This is a genomic window from Undibacterium sp. TC4M20W, from assembly GCF_049340245.1.
Lineage (GTDB): Bacteria > Pseudomonadota > Gammaproteobacteria > Burkholderiales > Burkholderiaceae_D > Undibacterium.
In genome coordinates, this window is sequence record NZ_JBMPPI010000006.1 from 157,024 (window position 1) to 173,505 (window position 16,482).

12 protein-coding genes are annotated in these 16,482 nt (G+C 51.7%); 6 read left to right on the plus strand and 6 right to left on the minus strand.

Annotation, left to right across the window (positions count from 1 at the left end; all coding sequences use genetic code 11):
- Nucleotides 1-111 precede the first annotated feature (111 nt).
- Nucleotides 112-1,143, minus strand: a complete 1,032-nt coding sequence (locus ACO0LL_RS10330; RefSeq protein WP_422950778.1) for a LysR family transcriptional regulator — start codon at nucleotides 1,141-1,143, stop codon at nucleotides 112-114.
- 187 nt (nucleotides 1,144-1,330) lie between these two features.
- Between ACO0LL_RS10330 and ACO0LL_RS10335 the strand changes: the two genes are divergently transcribed.
- The 4 genes from ACO0LL_RS10335 to ACO0LL_RS10350 are packed head-to-tail and all read left to right on the plus strand — an operon-like array spanning nucleotide 1,331 to nucleotide 8,344.
- Nucleotides 1,331-2,242, plus strand: coding sequence for an alpha/beta hydrolase (locus ACO0LL_RS10335; RefSeq protein ID WP_422950779.1), 912 nt, complete (start codon nucleotides 1,331-1,333; stop codon nucleotides 2,240-2,242).
- A gap of 58 nt (nucleotides 2,243-2,300) precedes the next feature.
- Nucleotides 2,301-3,542 (plus strand): efflux RND transporter periplasmic adaptor subunit, encoded by a 1,242-nt coding sequence (locus ACO0LL_RS10340; RefSeq protein WP_422950780.1) that lies wholly within the window; start codon nucleotides 2,301-2,303, stop codon nucleotides 3,540-3,542.
- A 51-nt stretch (nucleotides 3,543-3,593) separates the two neighbouring features.
- Entirely contained in the window at nucleotides 3,594-6,821 is a 3,228-nt protein-coding gene (locus tag ACO0LL_RS10345) for an efflux RND transporter permease subunit (protein WP_422950781.1), read from the plus strand.
- A gap of 8 nt (nucleotides 6,822-6,829) precedes the next feature.
- Nucleotides 6,830-8,344, plus strand: coding sequence for an efflux transporter outer membrane subunit (locus ACO0LL_RS10350; RefSeq protein ID WP_422950782.1), 1,515 nt, complete (start codon nucleotides 6,830-6,832; stop codon nucleotides 8,342-8,344).
- A 95-nt stretch (nucleotides 8,345-8,439) separates the two neighbouring features.
- Here ACO0LL_RS10350 and ACO0LL_RS10355 read toward each other — a convergent pair whose 3' ends face one another.
- The 4 genes from ACO0LL_RS10355 to ligD all read right to left on the minus strand — a co-directional run bounded on the left by ACO0LL_RS10355 (nucleotide 8,440) and on the right by ligD (nucleotide 14,666).
- A complete protein-coding gene (locus tag ACO0LL_RS10355; RefSeq protein WP_422950783.1) occupies nucleotides 8,440-8,646 on the minus strand; it encodes a hypothetical protein in 207 nt (68 codons plus the stop codon).
- A gap of 170 nt (nucleotides 8,647-8,816) precedes the next feature.
- Nucleotides 8,817-10,115, minus strand: a complete 1,299-nt coding sequence (locus ACO0LL_RS10360; protein ID WP_422950939.1) for an Nramp family divalent metal transporter — start codon at nucleotides 10,113-10,115, stop codon at nucleotides 8,817-8,819.
- A 195-nt stretch (nucleotides 10,116-10,310) separates the two neighbouring features.
- A complete protein-coding gene (locus tag ACO0LL_RS10365) occupies nucleotides 10,311-12,011 on the minus strand; it encodes a RecQ family ATP-dependent DNA helicase (protein ID WP_422950784.1) in 1,701 nt (566 codons plus the stop codon).
- Between the two features lie 39 nt (nucleotides 12,012-12,050).
- Nucleotides 12,051-14,666: a DNA ligase D gene (ligD, locus tag ACO0LL_RS10370; protein WP_422950785.1), complete on the minus strand. Its 2,616-nt coding sequence runs from the start codon at nucleotides 14,664-14,666 to the stop codon at nucleotides 12,051-12,053.
- A gap of 245 nt (nucleotides 14,667-14,911) precedes the next feature.
- Between ligD and ACO0LL_RS10375 the strand changes: the two genes are divergently transcribed.
- Together ACO0LL_RS10375 and ACO0LL_RS10380 are read left to right on the plus strand one after the other, a co-directional pair.
- Nucleotides 14,912-15,067, plus strand: a complete 156-nt coding sequence (locus ACO0LL_RS10375) for a hypothetical protein (RefSeq protein WP_422942550.1) — start codon at nucleotides 14,912-14,914, stop codon at nucleotides 15,065-15,067.
- A 39-nt stretch (nucleotides 15,068-15,106) separates the two neighbouring features.
- Nucleotides 15,107-15,283 carry a DUF3606 domain-containing protein gene (locus ACO0LL_RS10380; RefSeq protein WP_422950786.1) on the plus strand — a complete coding sequence of 59 codons (177 nt, stop codon included), beginning with the start codon at nucleotides 15,107-15,109 and terminating at the stop codon, nucleotides 15,281-15,283.
- Between the two features lie 85 nt (nucleotides 15,284-15,368).
- Here ACO0LL_RS10380 and ACO0LL_RS10385 read toward each other — a convergent pair whose 3' ends face one another.
- Nucleotides 15,369-16,364, minus strand: a complete 996-nt coding sequence (locus ACO0LL_RS10385) for a Ku protein (protein WP_422950787.1) — start codon at nucleotides 16,362-16,364, stop codon at nucleotides 15,369-15,371.
- Nucleotides 16,365-16,482: the final 118 nt, after the last annotated feature.

Sequence of the window (16,482 nt, forward strand, 5' to 3'; positions counted from 1 at the left end):
ACTTTAGCGGGCAAACGGGAAATGATTTAATTGAAATACATTATTTGTTGTAAATTTAATTTTGCCAAAATGATATTGCTTCAAATCAACTCATGCAAGCAGGGTAGCTACTTAAAATACACTTTCCGCAATATTCTTTTGCTCGATGACGGAGCGCAAAGTATTGTAGGCCGGGCGTTGCTCAGGTTTGCCAGCGAAAGCACATTCACCCGTACCGTTAAGCAATTCTGCATCGCGGCCACTGAACAAAGGGCAACGCGGGAACAGTTCTGCCACCCAATCGACAAAGGCGCGCACTTTCGGTGACAGATGACGGTTAGCCAGATAGACCACCGAGATGGGCATAGGGGCGGGTGTCCATTGCGGCAATACTTCGCGCAATGCGCCGGATTGCAGATGCGGCATCAGCATGAAGCGTGGTGCCTGTATCAGGCCAAAACCCTTGACGGCGCAATCGATATAAGCTTCAGAATCATTGACGGATATCTTGCCATTGACCGTGACATCCACGGTCTTGCCATCGACAACAAAATCCCAGTCAAGGTTGCGACCAGTGCGGCTGGAAAAATAATGCACAGCCTGATGGTGCTGCAAGTCTTCCAGGCTCTGTGGCTCACCATGGGTATCGAGATAATCGGGCGCTGCGCAGGTGATGCTCTGGAAAGTGCCTATGCGGCGGGCCACCATACTGGAATCCTGCAACTCTCCTACCCTGATCACGCAGTCAACCGCTTCCTGCACCATATCGACCATGCGGTCACCCATGCCCATGACCAGTTTGATATCAGGATAGCGCGAATAAAATTCACAGACTTGCGGTAGCAGGATCAGCCTGCCTATCGAGGTTGGCACGTCTATACGAAGTTGCCCCTTGGGGCCGCGCGCCACGTTCTGGAATGAGGATTCAGTTTCATCGACGTCAGCCAATATGCGTACGCAGCGCTCATAGTAGGCCGCGCCGTCTGGCGTCAGGCTCAGGCGGCGGGTGGTGCGGTTCAGCAGGCGTACCTGCAACAGGCTTTCCAGGTTCTGGATGATGGTCGTGACGGTGGTACGCGGCAAGCCGAGATTGTCGGCGGCGCGGGTAAAACTATTGCTGTCCACCACACGGGTAAAGACTTGCATTGCCTGAAAGCGGTCCATCGCGGTACTCCTGAATAACTGGTTGGCATAGTCAAGGACTATTCGTCTGAACGAAGTATAAACCTAATCTGATGCTTAATTAGTCGGCCTGACGGAATAGTCATGTTGGATTATAGGCGTTTATCCAGAAGCGCATCGCGCCTACTATTCGGTCCATTCACTAAGCTCTGGCGCGATTGGCGACAATATGATGGACGAAACAGCAACAATCCTCACTAAACCCGGTATTTCTGATAAAAAAAGAAAGAAGACCACAAAGACGGCTGAGCCATCTTTGCAGATAGATAATTTCCTTATCCCTGGCCCACTGGGTGTCATTCCTGTGCGCCTGTATCGCCCTCAGGGCAATGCGGTTTTGCCGGTGGTGCTGTATTTCCATGGCGGCGGTTTTATCAGTGGTTCCTTGAATGATGCCGATGTACCGGCGCGCTTCATCGCACGTAACAGCAATGTCATCGTCTTGTCCGTGGGCTATTCACTTGCACCGGCCAAGCCTTTTCCGGCAGCGCCGGAAGATGCTTACACCGCCATGCTGTGGGCCATCAAGAACGCCGCCAGCATCAAGGCTGACGCCAGCCGCCTGGCAGTAGCCGGTGACGATGCCGGTGGCAACCTGGCGACTTGCCTGACACTGATAGCACGTGACCGCAATGCCCCGCCGATTTTGGCGCAAGCACTGATAGGTCCGATGCTGGACCCCAGCATGACACGCCTCGGCGACGCCAAGAAGCTGGAATCTGACCTGACCCCGCAAGAATGCGCGCATTGCTATGGCCAATACCTGCCGCGCTCCTTGCAGCGCCTGCACCCGTACGCTGCGCCGCTGGAATCCAGCCGCCTGGGTGGTTTATCCCCCGCCTTTATCGCTACTGCTGAACATGATGTCCTGCATGTGGAGGCAGAAAAATATGCGGCAGCCCTGATCACCGTTGGCGTGCCAGTACAGGTCGCCCGCTTTGCCGGTATCAAGCATGCCTCATTGCCCGAGCATCAGCCGGTGCTGGTGGAAGTGGCGGATTTTTTACGCCGCCGCCTTGCAGTTCCCAATGATTTGAACACATCTGCTTTCGTATCCCTGGAGGAAAAACAAAATGTCTGACAAAACAAAAGACTCTCAAGAACTCAGTAACTTACATACTACATCCACGAGGAATATCATGTCTGAATCTACCAGCTCCACTATATCAACAGCTCCTAGCCGTAAATCCATAGCCATCAGCGCCGCCGTTGTCCTGTTGATTGCCGCTGCTGGCACCATAGGCGCTATTAATGTCGAAGCCAATGATGCCCCCAAGGCTGCGCCGCCAGCAACGACGGTTGATGTCGCTGAAGTCGTCAGCCGCAATATCGTCGATTGGCAAAATTATTCTGGCAAACTCGAAGCCGTCGATAGGGTAGAAATACGCCCCCTGGTTGGCGGTACCTTGACTGCCGTGCATTTCAAGGATGGCAGCCTGGTCAAAAAGGGTGATTTGCTGTTCACCATAGACCCACGCCCGTATGCGGCTGAAGTAGCACGCTTCCAGGCGCAACTGGCAGCAGCAGAAGCACGCGCAGCCTACACCAGTTCTGACGTGGCCCGCGGTGAGAGACTGCTCGGTGAAAACGCCATCGCCCGCCGTGACTTTGAAGAAAAACAAAATGCATCGCGTGAAGCAGCGGCCAATGTGCTGGCAGCGCAGGCAGCATTGAAAACAGCCAGACTCAATCTTGAATATACCCAGATCACCGCACCGGTTGCTGGCCGTATCTCGCGGGCCGAGGTCACTGTAGGCAACGTCATTGCAGTCGGTGCCAGTTCGCCGCCTTTGAGTACGCTGGTATCCGTTTCGCAAGTGTATGCATCCTTTGACGTGGATGAGCAAAGTTTCTTGAAATACGTGAACCCGGCACAGGCGAAAAATACCCAGGTGCCAGTCTTCCTGGGTCTGGCCAATGAAGACGGTTATTCGCGTCAGGGCAAGGTGGTTTCCATCGACAACCGTGTGGATACTTCCTCAGGAACTGTACGTGTACGTGCCGTGTTTGAAAACCAGGATGGTTTGCTCTTGCCTGGCCTGTATGCCCGCGTACGCCTCGGTGGCGGTGCACCGCATGCAGCCCTGATGATAGATGAAAAAGCCGTGGGCACTGATCAAAGCAAACGCTTCGTGCTGGCAGTCGATAAGGACAATCACACTGCTTACCGCGAAGTACGCCTCGGTACCAGGCAGGAAGATATGCTGATTGTGGAATCTGGTCTCAAGGTCGGTGAACGCATTGTCGTCAATGGCCTGCAACGTACACGACCAGGGGACGCCATCACACCAAACATGGTGCCTATGAGTAAAGTCGCGGTTGTTCCGGCAAATCCTGACACCAGTGCTGCAACAGAAAAAACTGCTGCTAACAAGTCTTAAACGTCACATACATGTCGCGTACTCAAATATAAACGCAGATAGAAAAATATCATGAATATCTCAAAATTCTTTATCGACCGCCCCATCTTCGCCGGGGTGCTGTCGGTAATTATCTTGCTGGCCGGTGCGCTGGCCATGTTCCAGTTGCCCATCTCGGAATATCCCGAGGTGGTGCCGCCTTCCGTCGTGGTGCGGGCGCAATATCCCGGTGCCAACCCCAAGGTGATTGCAGAAACCGTGGCTTCTCCGCTGGAAGAATCCATCAACGGCGTGGAAAACATGCTGTACATGCAGTCACAGGCAAACAGTGACGGCAACCTGACGGTGACTGTCAACTTCAAGCTCGGTGTAGACCCTGACAAGGCGCAGCAACTGGTGCAGAACCGTGTTTCGCAAGCCTTGCCACGCCTGCCTGCTGATGTGCAACGCCTGGGGGTGACGACGATCAAGAGTTCACCTGCACTGACCATGGTCGTGCATTTGATTTCACCGGATGACCGTTATGACATGACCTACCTGCGCAACTATGCCGTGCTGAATGTCAAAGATCGTCTGGCGCGTATCAAGGGTGTCGGTGAAGTGGGCTTGTTTGGCTCTGGCAATTACGCCATGCGCGTCTGGCTGGACCCGCAAAAAGTCGCGCAGCGTGGTCTGACTGCATCTGATGTCGTGAATTCCATACGCGAGCAAAACGTGCAGGTGGCGGCGGGTGTCATTGGTGCATCACCGAATGTGCCTGGCACGCCTTTGCAATTCAATGTGAATGCGCAAGGCCGTTTGAAATCAGAAGCAGAATTTGCCGAGATCATACTCAAGACTTCTGCCGATGGTGCAGTCACCCGCCTGGCGGACGTGGCGCGCATAGAGCTGGATGCTTCTGAATATGGCTTGCGTTCGCTGCTTGACAATAAACCGGCAGTAGCGATACCTATCTTCCAGGCACCTGGCGCCAATGCGCTAGACGTGTCTGACCAGGTACGTGCGGCGATGAAAGAATTGTCGGCAGACTTTCCAAGCTCGGTGCAATACAAGATCGTGTATGACCCTACGCAATTCGTGCGTTCGAGTATCCATGCGGTAGTCGAGACCTTGCTGGAAGCGATTGCCCTGGTCGTGCTGGTGGTCATCGTGTTTTTGCAAACCTGGCGTGCTTCGCTGATCCCGCTGCTGGCAGTGCCGGTATCCATCGTCGGTACTTTTTCGCTGATGCTGGGCTTTGGCTATTCCATCAATGCCTTGTCACTGTTTGGCATGGTGCTGGCCATCGGTATCGTCGTCGATGATGCGATTGTGGTGGTAGAGAATGTAGAGAGAAATATCTCGGCTGGCCTGTCACCGAAAGAAGCGACTTACCGCGCCATGCGTGAAGTCAGCGGCCCTATTATCGCTATCGCCCTGACGCTGGTTGCGGTGTTTGTACCACTGGCCTTCATGACAGGTCTGACCGGGCAGTTCTACAAACAGTTTGCGATGACGATTGCGATATCTACTGTGATCTCGGCCTTCAACTCGCTGACCTTGTCACCAGCCCTGGCAGCCATTCTGCTCAAAGGACATGATGAAAAACCGGACTGGCTGACCAAAGTCATGAACCGGCTGTTTGGCCGCTTCTTCGATGCCTTCAACCGCATGTTCAATCGCGGTTCTGAAAAGTATTCCAAGGGTGTGGCTGGCGTGATCTCGCGCAAGGCATCCAGCATGGTGGTGTATGTGGTATTGCTGGCGGCAGCCGTGGGTATTTCCTATATCGTGCCGGGTGGTTTTGTGCCTGGGCAAGACAAGCAATACCTGATCAGCTTTACGCAATTGCCGAATGGCGCAACGCTGGATCGTACTGAAAAAGTCATTCGCGACATGTCTGCCATCGCGCTCAAAGAACCGGGTGTGGAAAGCGCAGTTGCCTTCCCTGGTTTGTCCATCAATGGCTTCACCAATAGCTCCAGCGCTGGTATTGTTTTTGTGACGCTGAAGCCGTTTGAAGAACGCCGCAGTGCCGAGCTTTCTGCCAATGCGATTGCGGGCAAGCTGAACCAGAAGTATTTCGGCATCAAGGATGCTTTCATCGCCGTCTTCCCGCCACCACCTGTCATGGGTCTGGGCACAGTTGGCGGTTTCAAGATGCAGATCGAAGACAAGGGAGCATTAGGCTATGCTGAACTGGACGCCGCAACACAGGCCTTTATTGCTGCTGCCAAAACAGCACCAGAACTGGGCCCTATGTTCTCAAGCTACCAGATCAATGTGCCACAACTGGATGTCAACCTTGATCGCGTCAAGGCCAAGCAACTGGGTGTGCCGGTGACTGATGTATTTGACACCATGCAGATTTATCTTGGTTCTTTGTATGTGAATGATTTCAACCGCTTTGGCCGTGTGTATCAGGTACGTGCCCAGGCAGATGCGCCTTACCGTGCCAAGCCTGAAGATATCCTGCAACTGAAAACCCGCAATACGGCTGGTGAAATGGTGCCGTTGTCTTCTCTCGTCAAGGTGACACCAAGCTTTGGTCCTGAAATGGTGGTGCGTTATAACGGCTATACAGCGGCAGATATCAATGGTGGTCCAGCTCCCGGTTATTCATCCAACCAGGCGCAGGCTGCGGCAGAACGTATTGCTGCAAAGACCCTGCCTGCCGGTATCAAGTTTGAATGGACAGACCTGACTTACCAACAGATTTTGGCTGGTAATGCCGGTGTCTGGGTATTCCCTATCAGTGTCTTGCTGGTGTTCCTGGTATTAGCAGCGCAGTATGAAAGCCTGACCTTGCCTCTGGCAGTCATCATGATCGTGCCCATGAGTTTATTGGCGGCCTTGACTGGCGTCTGGCTGACAGGTGGTGATAACAATATCTTCACCCAGATAGGTCTCATGGTACTGGTGGGGCTATCGGCCAAGAATGCGATTCTGATTGTGGAATTTGCGCGGGAGCTTGAACTGCAGGGCAGCACGCCTTTGCAGGCAGCGATAGATGCCAGCCGCTTGCGTCTGCGTCCTATCCTGATGACCTCCATCGCCTTCATCATGGGTGTGGTGCCACTGGTGATTTCCAGCGGCCCAGGTTCCGAGATGCGTCATGCGATGGGTGTGGCGGTGTTCTTTGGCATGCTGGGTGTGACCCTGTTTGGCTTGTTCCTGACACCGGTATTTTATGTATTGCTGCGTACTCTTGCAGGTGGCCGCAAGCTGCATTCTGCGGTAGTGCATGAAGCGCCTGCCGTAGCACATGGTCACGATCATGAGCACGATCATGGCCACGCACATAGCGTAGTTAAAGTTTGAGAGGCATGATGATGAATACAATCAAACCCCTGAAGTCTGCTTCATCCCTGTTGATGTTATTGCTGGTGCTGGCTGGTTGTTCAGTCGCACCGACTTATCAGAAGGCAGAAGTGACAACTCCCGCTGCCTATAAAGAAGTGCAGGCAAGCAGCAACTTGAGCAACTGGAAAGAAGCGCAACCTGCAGAAGAAGTCGCCCGTGGCGACTGGTGGAAAATCTTTGCAGACGACAGTCTCAACGAGATGGAGGTTCAGGCAATGGCGGCCAACCAGAACCTCAAAGCGGCTGCTGCCCGTCTGAAGCAATCCCGCGCCTTGCGCCAGGATGCGCGTGCTGGCCTGTTCCCGCAAGTGAACGCGGGCCTGGGTGCCAGCCGTGGGCGTGCCGCACCGGCGTCCCAGGGTTTGCCTGACAATACCAGGATGCCGACTTCCACGACCTACAATGCCCAGCTGGGTGCCTCGTATGAACTGGATCTATTTGGCCGTGTGGCTTCCAGCATAGATGCGGCAACGGCAGATACGCAAAAGACTGAAGCCCTGTTCCAGTCCGTGCAACTGGCCTTGCAAGCCGATGTGGCACAGGCTTATTTTTTGTTGCGGGAGCTGGATGCAGAACAGGCTTTATATGCCGCCACGGTAGAGTTGCGTTCAAAAACCCTGAAGCTGGTGCAAACCCGTTTTAATGAAGGTGATATCAGCGAACTTGATCTCGCACGTGCCAAGGCTGAACTGGCAACGGCACAATCAGAATCGCTGGGCCTGGCACGTAGCCGTGCGGTAGCTGAACATGCGCTGGCAGTCTTGCTGGGCAAGACACCGGCAGAATTCAATTTCTCCCCAAGGCCCTTGTCACGCATTGCTGTCAATATCCCGGCAGGTTTGCCATCAGACTTGCTGGAACGCAGGCCTGATATTGCCGCAGCAGAACGCAGCATGGCTGCCGCCAATGCACGCATCGGTGTGGCCCGCTCAGCCTTTTTCCCCCGGCTGGATATCACAGGCTCAGCCGGTTATGCGTCAGCCAGCCTGGGTGACTTGCTGAACTGGAGCAGCCGCACCTTCCTGCTCGGGCCTTTGTTGTCCATGCCTCTGTTTGATGGTGGGCGTCGTCAGGCCAGTGTGGACAAGGCAGGCGCAGTCTATGAAGAAGATGTCGCCAATTATCGCCAGACTGTGCTGAATGCCTTCAGGGAAGTCGAAGACAACCTGGCTGACTTGCGCATCTTGCGCGACCAGACCCAGGCGCAAGATAATGCGGTGCAGGCGGCAGAGCGGGCAGCGAAACTCTCGCATGTGCAATACCGCGAAGGTTCGGTCAGTTACCTCAATGTGATTGATGCTGACCGAACAGTATTGCAGCAACAGCGCATCGCTGCTCAACTCGATGGTGCGCGTGCCAGGTCGGCAGTGAGTTTGATACGGGCTATTGGTGGTGGCTGGGATGCACGTAATTCTGCTCCAGTGGTGCTAACGACACCATCGGCCATTGATCCTAGGCTTAGTCTTGCAGTAGCCAACTAAAGATCAACTAAAGATAAAGAAGATTTCTACCCTCCCAGAACAAGTTCTGGTTTCCACAGCGTATTTCTTTCGAGAAGTACGCTGTTTTTTCATCATCAATGTAGTGTCGGCACCATCGCATCGACAACTTCATCGCCTGCAATCAGCGCATCCTGCTCAGTCTGGTATAAATCCTTGTCAGGGTGATGCACCATGATGCCATTGATCTCTACGCCTAATGTCCAACCGTTGCCATATTCTACTGTTTCCAGGCGGACGGTCGCTCGCAAAATGCCTTTTCCTACGCTTTTAACTATAATCATTTTGAGCTCCATTTAGCTTATTTGGATTTGTCCTGAAATACGTCTTGCTAACTGTAGCTTAGACGTCCCGGGGTCTGTTATCCATCAGACAGTGATGCCAATGCTTGTAAGAGATCGCCTTTTCATTCTTGCCTGAATGGTATTTTGCCTATGCAATCCACTCAATCTACTTAAAGGGTGAATGCCATCGCAACAACTGCCGCGCCCATCATTGCTGTAGCCAGCCACCCGAGGATTTTTAAGCGGCGAGAAATAACAAATTGCCCCATTACGGCAGGCTTGGCTGCCATCAACATCATGACGACCATGACAGGCACAGAGATGACGCCGTTGATCACCGCACTCCAGAACAAGGCCTTGATAGGATCAACATTACTGAGACTGAGAATGACACCGATGACGGTTGACACTGCAATCACCGCGTAAAATTCTCTCGCTTGGGTAGCAGTATGCTCAAGACTGTTTTTCCATTTGAAACTGCCTGCAATGGCGTAGGCAGAAGAACCGGCCAGCACAGGAATAGCCAGCAAACCTGTACCGATAATGCCGAGGCTGAATAGCAGGAAGGCAAATTCACCTGCGATAGGTTTCAATGCCGCCGCTGCCTGCGCCGAGGACTGTATATCGGTTTGCCCATGCATGTGCAAAGTCACTGCAGTGGTCAGCATGATAAAGAATGCGACAATATTGGAAAACCCCATACCGATAAAGGTATCTATATTGATACGCTTTAAACTTCTGATCGCCTGCAAGGGTGCTTTCAATAATGCGGTTTCTTCCGGCTTTGCGCGCAATTCTTCGACCTCCTGTGAGGCTTGCCAGAAAAACAGGTAAGGGCTGATGGTGGTACCAAATACAGCGACGATCATCGTCAGATATTCAGCTTTCATTGAAATATGTGGCATGACAGTGCTTGCTACTACCTGGCCCCAAGGGATGCGTACCACGAATACTGTTGCCACATAGGCCAGCAAGGCCAGTGTCAGCCATTTCAATACCCGTACATAATGCTGATAGGGTATGCACACCTGCAACACGATGGATATCAGGCCAAAAACAATGGCATACCATTTCGCCTGACCGCCCAGAAGCAGCTTGGTGGCTTCACCCATGGCAGCCAGATCGGCACCGATATTGATGCAGTTGGCGACCAGCAAAGAGCCAACTATGAAGTACAGCAGCCATTTTGGATAATGCCGTGCGATGTTGGTGGCAAGCCCGTGGCCGCTGACCCTGCCTATGCGTGCGCTGACTATTTGTATGCCGCACATCAGCGGATAAGTCAGCAATATTGTCCACAACATGTTGAAACCGAACTGCGCGCCAGCCTGTGAATACGTGGCTATGCCGCTGGGGTCATCGTCAGCTGCGCCCGTGATCAGGCCAGGTCCCAGCTTGGACAGGACGGAGTCCTTGTTATTATTGTCTGCCAGCGCTGCTGTGGTCTCAACTGTTTCTGCTGGTGGCATCATAAGCTTTCTTATCTCTTTTTTTTCTGTATGCGTCATGCACCGGATTTGATTTGTGAATTTGATTTTTATCTGAACTCATCGTTTTTCCAATCATATTCATCTTGCATGATAAATCCTGCTCCAGACAGATGCAGTCAGTTTCAAGCGCCTGCTGATGTAGGAGAAGTCGCTATCTACAGTTTGGAAGTTTGTTCATGCTGGCATGACGAATTCCCGCAAAAAGGTTTTCACCAGGTTTTGTGGAAATTCCACCGTGACCTGCTCACCTTCCACTGCAATGACAGTGCCGACCTCGAATTTTTTCAACCTGACCTGTGATCCCACTTCAAAAGTGGAGATGAGTTCTTTATGTTCTTTTAGTGTATGCACAGGAGGAATGAGAATTTCCAGCGTACTATTGTCTTCAGCCTTGGCTGTCGGTGGAGACAGGCAGTTATCGCACTGGCAGCATTGTTTGAAGTCATGATCATCGTCAAAATAATCCAGCAATAATTTCCAGCGGCAAAATCCGCTTTGCGCATAGGCCACCATTTTTTCCAACGCGACGCGGCTTGCGTCCTGCTTTTGCTGGTAAGTTGCACTCAATTCAGAAAATATTTCCTGCTTAATCTGCCTCGGCTTAATCAAATAGTTCAATTTACGATCCTGCCGCAGCACGCCACCATCCTTGAGCAGCTTGAGGCTGATTTTCAATTTGCTTGCTGGCATATCGCTCAGTATGCCCTTGATGTCTGCAAACGACAGACTTGGTTTTTGTACGCTCATTTCTTCTAACTGCTGAGAAAGCGTTTGCAATTCGTGTGCCTCAGGATAGTTTTTTGTCAGGAAGAATTGCTGTACGCGTTTATCGTCCTGGAAATAAAGCAAGGTGCAATCTGCCGGCAAGCCATCGCGACCGGCACGGCCTGATTCCTGATAATAGGTTTCCAGACAGGCAGGTACCTGCAAATGAATGACAAAGCGTATATCGCTCTTATCTATGCCCATGCCAAAGGCATTGGTCGCCACCATCAGGCGGCAGGCACCACTCATGAATAATTCCTGGTTTTGTTTGCGTTCAGTGGCAGACAGTTTTCCATGGTAGCAGGCGACACTTTCGTCACATTGTTGCAAGTGTTCATATAAAGCATTGACTGCCTTGACCGTCGTACCATAGATGATGCCTGCGCCCTTGCTTTCCCTGATCATTCGTGTAACCAGCGCCAATTTTTCTTCTTCATTGGTGGTCTGTATGACGCGATACCGCAGGTTTTTACGGTAGATGCCGGTGTTGATGACACGGGGTTTGATCATACCCAGTTGTTTTTCCATATCTGCAATGATGTCTTCCGTTGCGGTGGCCGTCAGTGCAAGTATGGGAGGTCGGTGCAGGCTGCGGATCGCCGCTGCCAGTTCAAGATAGGCAGGACGAAAATCATGGCCCCATTGCGAAATGCAATGTGCTTCATCAATGACTACCAGGGCAATGTTGATCGTTGTCAGCAACTGCAAAAAATCTGGCGACGTCAGACGCTCTGGCGTACAAAATATGATCTTGCTGTTGCCGCTGGCAATGTCATTCAGCGCAGCCTGTTCTTCAGCATGAGTGAGGCTGCTGTTGAGCTGGCTGGCATGCATGCCCAGCTCTGTCAGTTTTTCCAACTGGTCTTTCATCAGTGAAATCAGCGGCGAGACGACGATGGTCACACCACTCAAAATTGCCGCAGGGATTTGGTAACAAAGCGATTTTCCGCTTCCCGTCGGCATGATCGCCAGCGTATCCCGTCCTTCCAGCACGCTGTCTATCACAGCCTGTTGGCCATTGCGAAATTTGGTAATGCCAAATACCTCGTGCAGCAGGCTGTGGACCTGTTTCTTCTTATGGGCAGCGAATTTAGGTGATGTTGTTGACATGGATGACTTTAAATGTGAGTGAGACAGAAGAAGGGAACATTATTTACTCGCAACTTTAAACCCCAGTTTTTTCATACTGGCTGTGAGTGGCCTGGCAGAGTCTGCATAATCTTTCCAGGGCTCATTTCCCGCATCCAGGCGTTCATGGACGGTATGCACTGTCCAGTGATTACCGCCATGAAGTTTGTCCAGTTCTTCCCAGGTGACTGGCACGGATATACCCATCCCCGGCCTGGCACGTGCTGACCAGGCGCAGGCAGTGGTTGCACCAAGGCCATTGCGCAGATAATCGATGAATATTTTCCCCACACGGTTTTTAAGGCCGCTTTTTGCAACAAAGCGCTCGGGGATGGTATTGGCCATATGAGTCACAATGGCTTCAGAAAAATCCTTGACGGTGTTCCAGTCATAGCGTTTCTTGATGGGCACCACGACATGCAAGCCTTTGCCACCACTGGTTTTTAAAAATGGCAGCAATTCAAGCTCCACCAGCATGGCCTGCATCAAACGGGCTGCTTCCTGCACTGATTTCCAGTCCACACCTTCGCCAGGATCAAGGTCAAACACCATGCGGTCTGGCTTATCGAATGAAGCCGCAGTAGCATTCATGGTATGCACTTCTACAGTGTTCCACTGGGCTGAGTAAATCAGGCCTTCCGGTTTCTTGATCACCAGCAGGCCAGGATGACCTGGCAGTAAATTATCGCGGGTCTGGCTGACGCCGGGCAGGGTCCGGGTATCGGCATGTTTCTGGAAAAATAATTCACCACTGACGCCGGCAGGGGCGCGCACCAGTGCCAGTGGCCGGTCTTTCAGGTGTTCCATCATCAAGGGGGCAATCAAGGCATAGTAACGCACCAGTTGCAGCTTGGTGGTGCCGCTTTCTTCATCCATGATGCGTGCAGGATGGGTGATCTTGAAGTCTGCTGGCAGGCTCTCATGCACCTCTGCATTGCTACTAGCCTTGGCTGTCGCTTCTTTATCTGGTTTTGCTGCATTCCTGATTCTTTGCCATTTGCCGGGCCGTGTTTTATCTGCTGATGCTGCATGTGCAGGACTTATCGCTTGCTCGCGCACGATGGAACTGGCTGGTTTATCTGCCCTCAAACCTTGGAAGACCGAATGCCGGATATGCCCGGCGCTGGTCCACTCCCCAAAACTGACTTCGGCAACCAGCTCAGGCCTGACCCAGTGTGATTTGCTGTCTATGCCGGTATTGCTAGCGAACGGACGTTGTTCACTTACCAGGCCATCAAGTTGTTTACGCAAGGCTTTGAGGCTTATGTCATTGAAGCCAGTACCGACATTGCCAGCATAGTGCAGCTTGCCGTCTTTGGCATAGACACCGAGCAATAATGAACCTAAGCCTATGCGTGAACCTTGCGGTTCGGTAAAACCGCCGATGACAAATTCTTGGCGCTGTGCGCATTTCAGTTTGATCCAGTCGTCGCTGCGCCTTGATACATAAGTCGATGATTTCAGTTTTCCAATGACGCCTTCCAGGCCCATCTGGCAAGCCGCAGCGACAATCTCGCCAGGATCATGGTCGAATATGCCGCTGAAGCGCACCAGTTCAGACGTCTGCCTTTGCATGATGCGTTCCAGCACCTGACGCCTTTCCCACAAGGGTACATCGCGCAGATCGTGACCGGCACAGTAGGGCAAGTCGAAGATAAAATAATGAATGGCCCTGGTATTGTTTTCATCGAAAGCCAGTTGCAGTGCGCCAAAGTCTGGTTTGCCATCGTCATTGAGTACCACGATTTCACCGTCATACCAGCCATCGGGTAAATTCATGCCGAGCAACTCCTTGTGCAGGCGTGGCAGCTTTGTTGTCCAGTCATTCTGGTTGCGGGTGAACAATTGTATGGTGCCGTTTTCTACACGACTTAACAGGCGGTAACCGTCAAATTTTATTTCAAACAGCCATTCACCCACATTCGCTGGTGTGCCGCTGACCAGTGTGGCAAGCTGGGGCTTGAGGTCCGCTGGTAACTTCGCTGCTTTTGCCAGTGCAGGCGGCCCGCTGGTGCTGGCTTCTTTTTTTTCAGTTTCTGTTTCTGCTGTTCCCGTATTCGATTCATCGTCTTCCATGGCAGGCATACCCAGCGCCTTGACACTCTCTGCCTGTTCATCAACAACACTGAATTCACTGGCAGGGCGGACGAACTCATCTTTTTCCTTGATCAGCAACCAGGCTTCCTGCTTGCCTTTGACATTGCGCATTTTGATCAGTGCCCATTTGCCACGCAGCTTGTGACCAAACAGTTCAAACTTAAGATTGCCGTTTTCATAGCCTTGGCGCGCATCGCCCAGGGGTTTCCAATAACCCTTGTCCCAGATGATGACCTTGCCCGCACCATATTGCCTGGCCGGGATAGTCCCCTCAAAAGTGTTATAGGAAATAGGATGATCTTCGACATGTACCGCCATGCGCTTGTCGTGCGTATCAAAACTTGGGCCGCGCGGTACGGCCCAGCTTTTCATGGTGCCATCGAGCTCTATACGAAAGTCATAATGCAGGCTGCTGGCCCAGTGTTTCTGGATAACAAAAGCCCGCGCCTTTTCGTTAGGCGTGCCACCTTCCGCAGGTTCTGATGTAATGGAAAAATCGCGCTTGGATTTATATTTTTGCAGCGCGTCTGGTTTTGCCATGATGAACTTTCTGCCGTGAAATACATATGTATTGATCAAATGTGATAGGGCAGAGCATAAATTCAAGAAGACAGACGGGCTATCAGCTAGGTGATGACAAGCATGTAGGAACAAGCCTAGCTATCCTACATCTGCTTCGTTTATCGTCCTACATACAAGCCTGAGTGCATTGGCTACTGTGGCATCTCACAGCATCTGCTGTTCTGGATGCTTGACATCATTAAATTATTTATCAGGAGAAAGTAATGACAAAACGCATAGGCAATAAAGATGAAGCACAACACCGTGGCAAACAGGAAAAACGCGACATCAAGCGTACCAATGTCGCCGCAGAGGCAGAAAAGAAGCTGGCCGCCAAGGCTAAATACCGTAACGCAGTAAAAGGCCAGCCAGCACCATAACCATGGTGTTGCTGCCAACAACAAATCAAGGAGGCTGACATGGCCGACAATCTGCAAAACCGTGGTCCGCAAGACGCTTCAAGGGTGAACGTGAGTGAACCCTGGGAGGTCGCTTACTGGACCAGGAAATTTGACTGTACCAAAGATGAACTGGTCACTGCCGTGCAAGAAGTGGGCACCAGTGCTGTTGCAGTAGAAAAGCATTTGCAGCATTAGTTTGTAACAACAAATTTAAACAGCCTGGCAGTATCTTTGATACTCGCCAGGCTGTTAAATTTTCACAATGCCTGTTTGTCGGATATCAGGCGCTGCGTCTTTGTCTGGGTGCTGCAGCCTTGGCTTTGACTGCTGCGGTTTTGCTCGTTTTTGTTACGGGTTTTGCCTTGCTTTTGCTGACAACTGCAGCGGCTTTTTTGCGGATAGGTACAGGTTCGCTGGATTTGTCAGCCGTGGTTTTGGATTTGGACTTGGCTGTGATTTTTGTGGCTTTAGCGGCAGGTTTTTTACCCAGACTTTGTTGCAGCAAACCAACCAGGTCATACACCTGCGCACTGCGTGGTTTTTCTTCTGTTTCCGCTTCCGGCATGGTGATGGTCTTGGTTTGTCTGGCCTTCACTTTTTTCTTGACCAGTGCCAGTACATCTTCGCGGTAGGTATCATGGTATTGTGAGGGATTCCATGCTTCTGTCATGCCATCCACCAATGACATGGCCATGGCAATTTCCTTGTCAGAAATGCCCGCAGTCTTTGCACTCTTGGCGGGCAATTTCAATTCACCTGTATCGCGTATTTCATCGCTGTAACGCAAGGTATTGAGGACGATCGCATCATCTATGGTCAGCAAGGCGCACAGATGCTGTTTGGTGCGGATCACCACTTCGGCAATCGCCACCTTGTCTGCCTTGCGCAGGGTTTCCCGTAACAGGGCATATACCTTGTCGCCGCCCCGGTCAGGCACCAGGAAATACGGCTGTTCATAATAAGTCAGTGGCACTTCACTGGCATCGACAAAAGACTGGATATCAATAGTCTGCGTTGCTTTTACATTGGCCTGTTTCAAGTCTTCATCTGACAGCACGACATATTCATCCGGCTTGTATTCATAGCCCTTGACGATATCTTCCCATTTGACCTCTTTGCCGCTTGCCTTGTTATAGCGACGGAAACCAATAGGAGAAAAATCACGCTTGTCCAGCATGGTCAGATCAAGAGCATTGTCTGCCACTGCTGAAAAAAGCTCTACCGGGATATGGACCAGACCAAAGCTGATCGCACCTTTCCATATTGCGTGTGCCATGTTGACTCCTGCTGGATGATATTTTTTCTGTTAAATGAGTTCTAGTATTCACTCTCCATATTGCGCTTCATCCTGTATAAAAAATGTCAGAACATAATGAAAATCGTGTAGGAATATG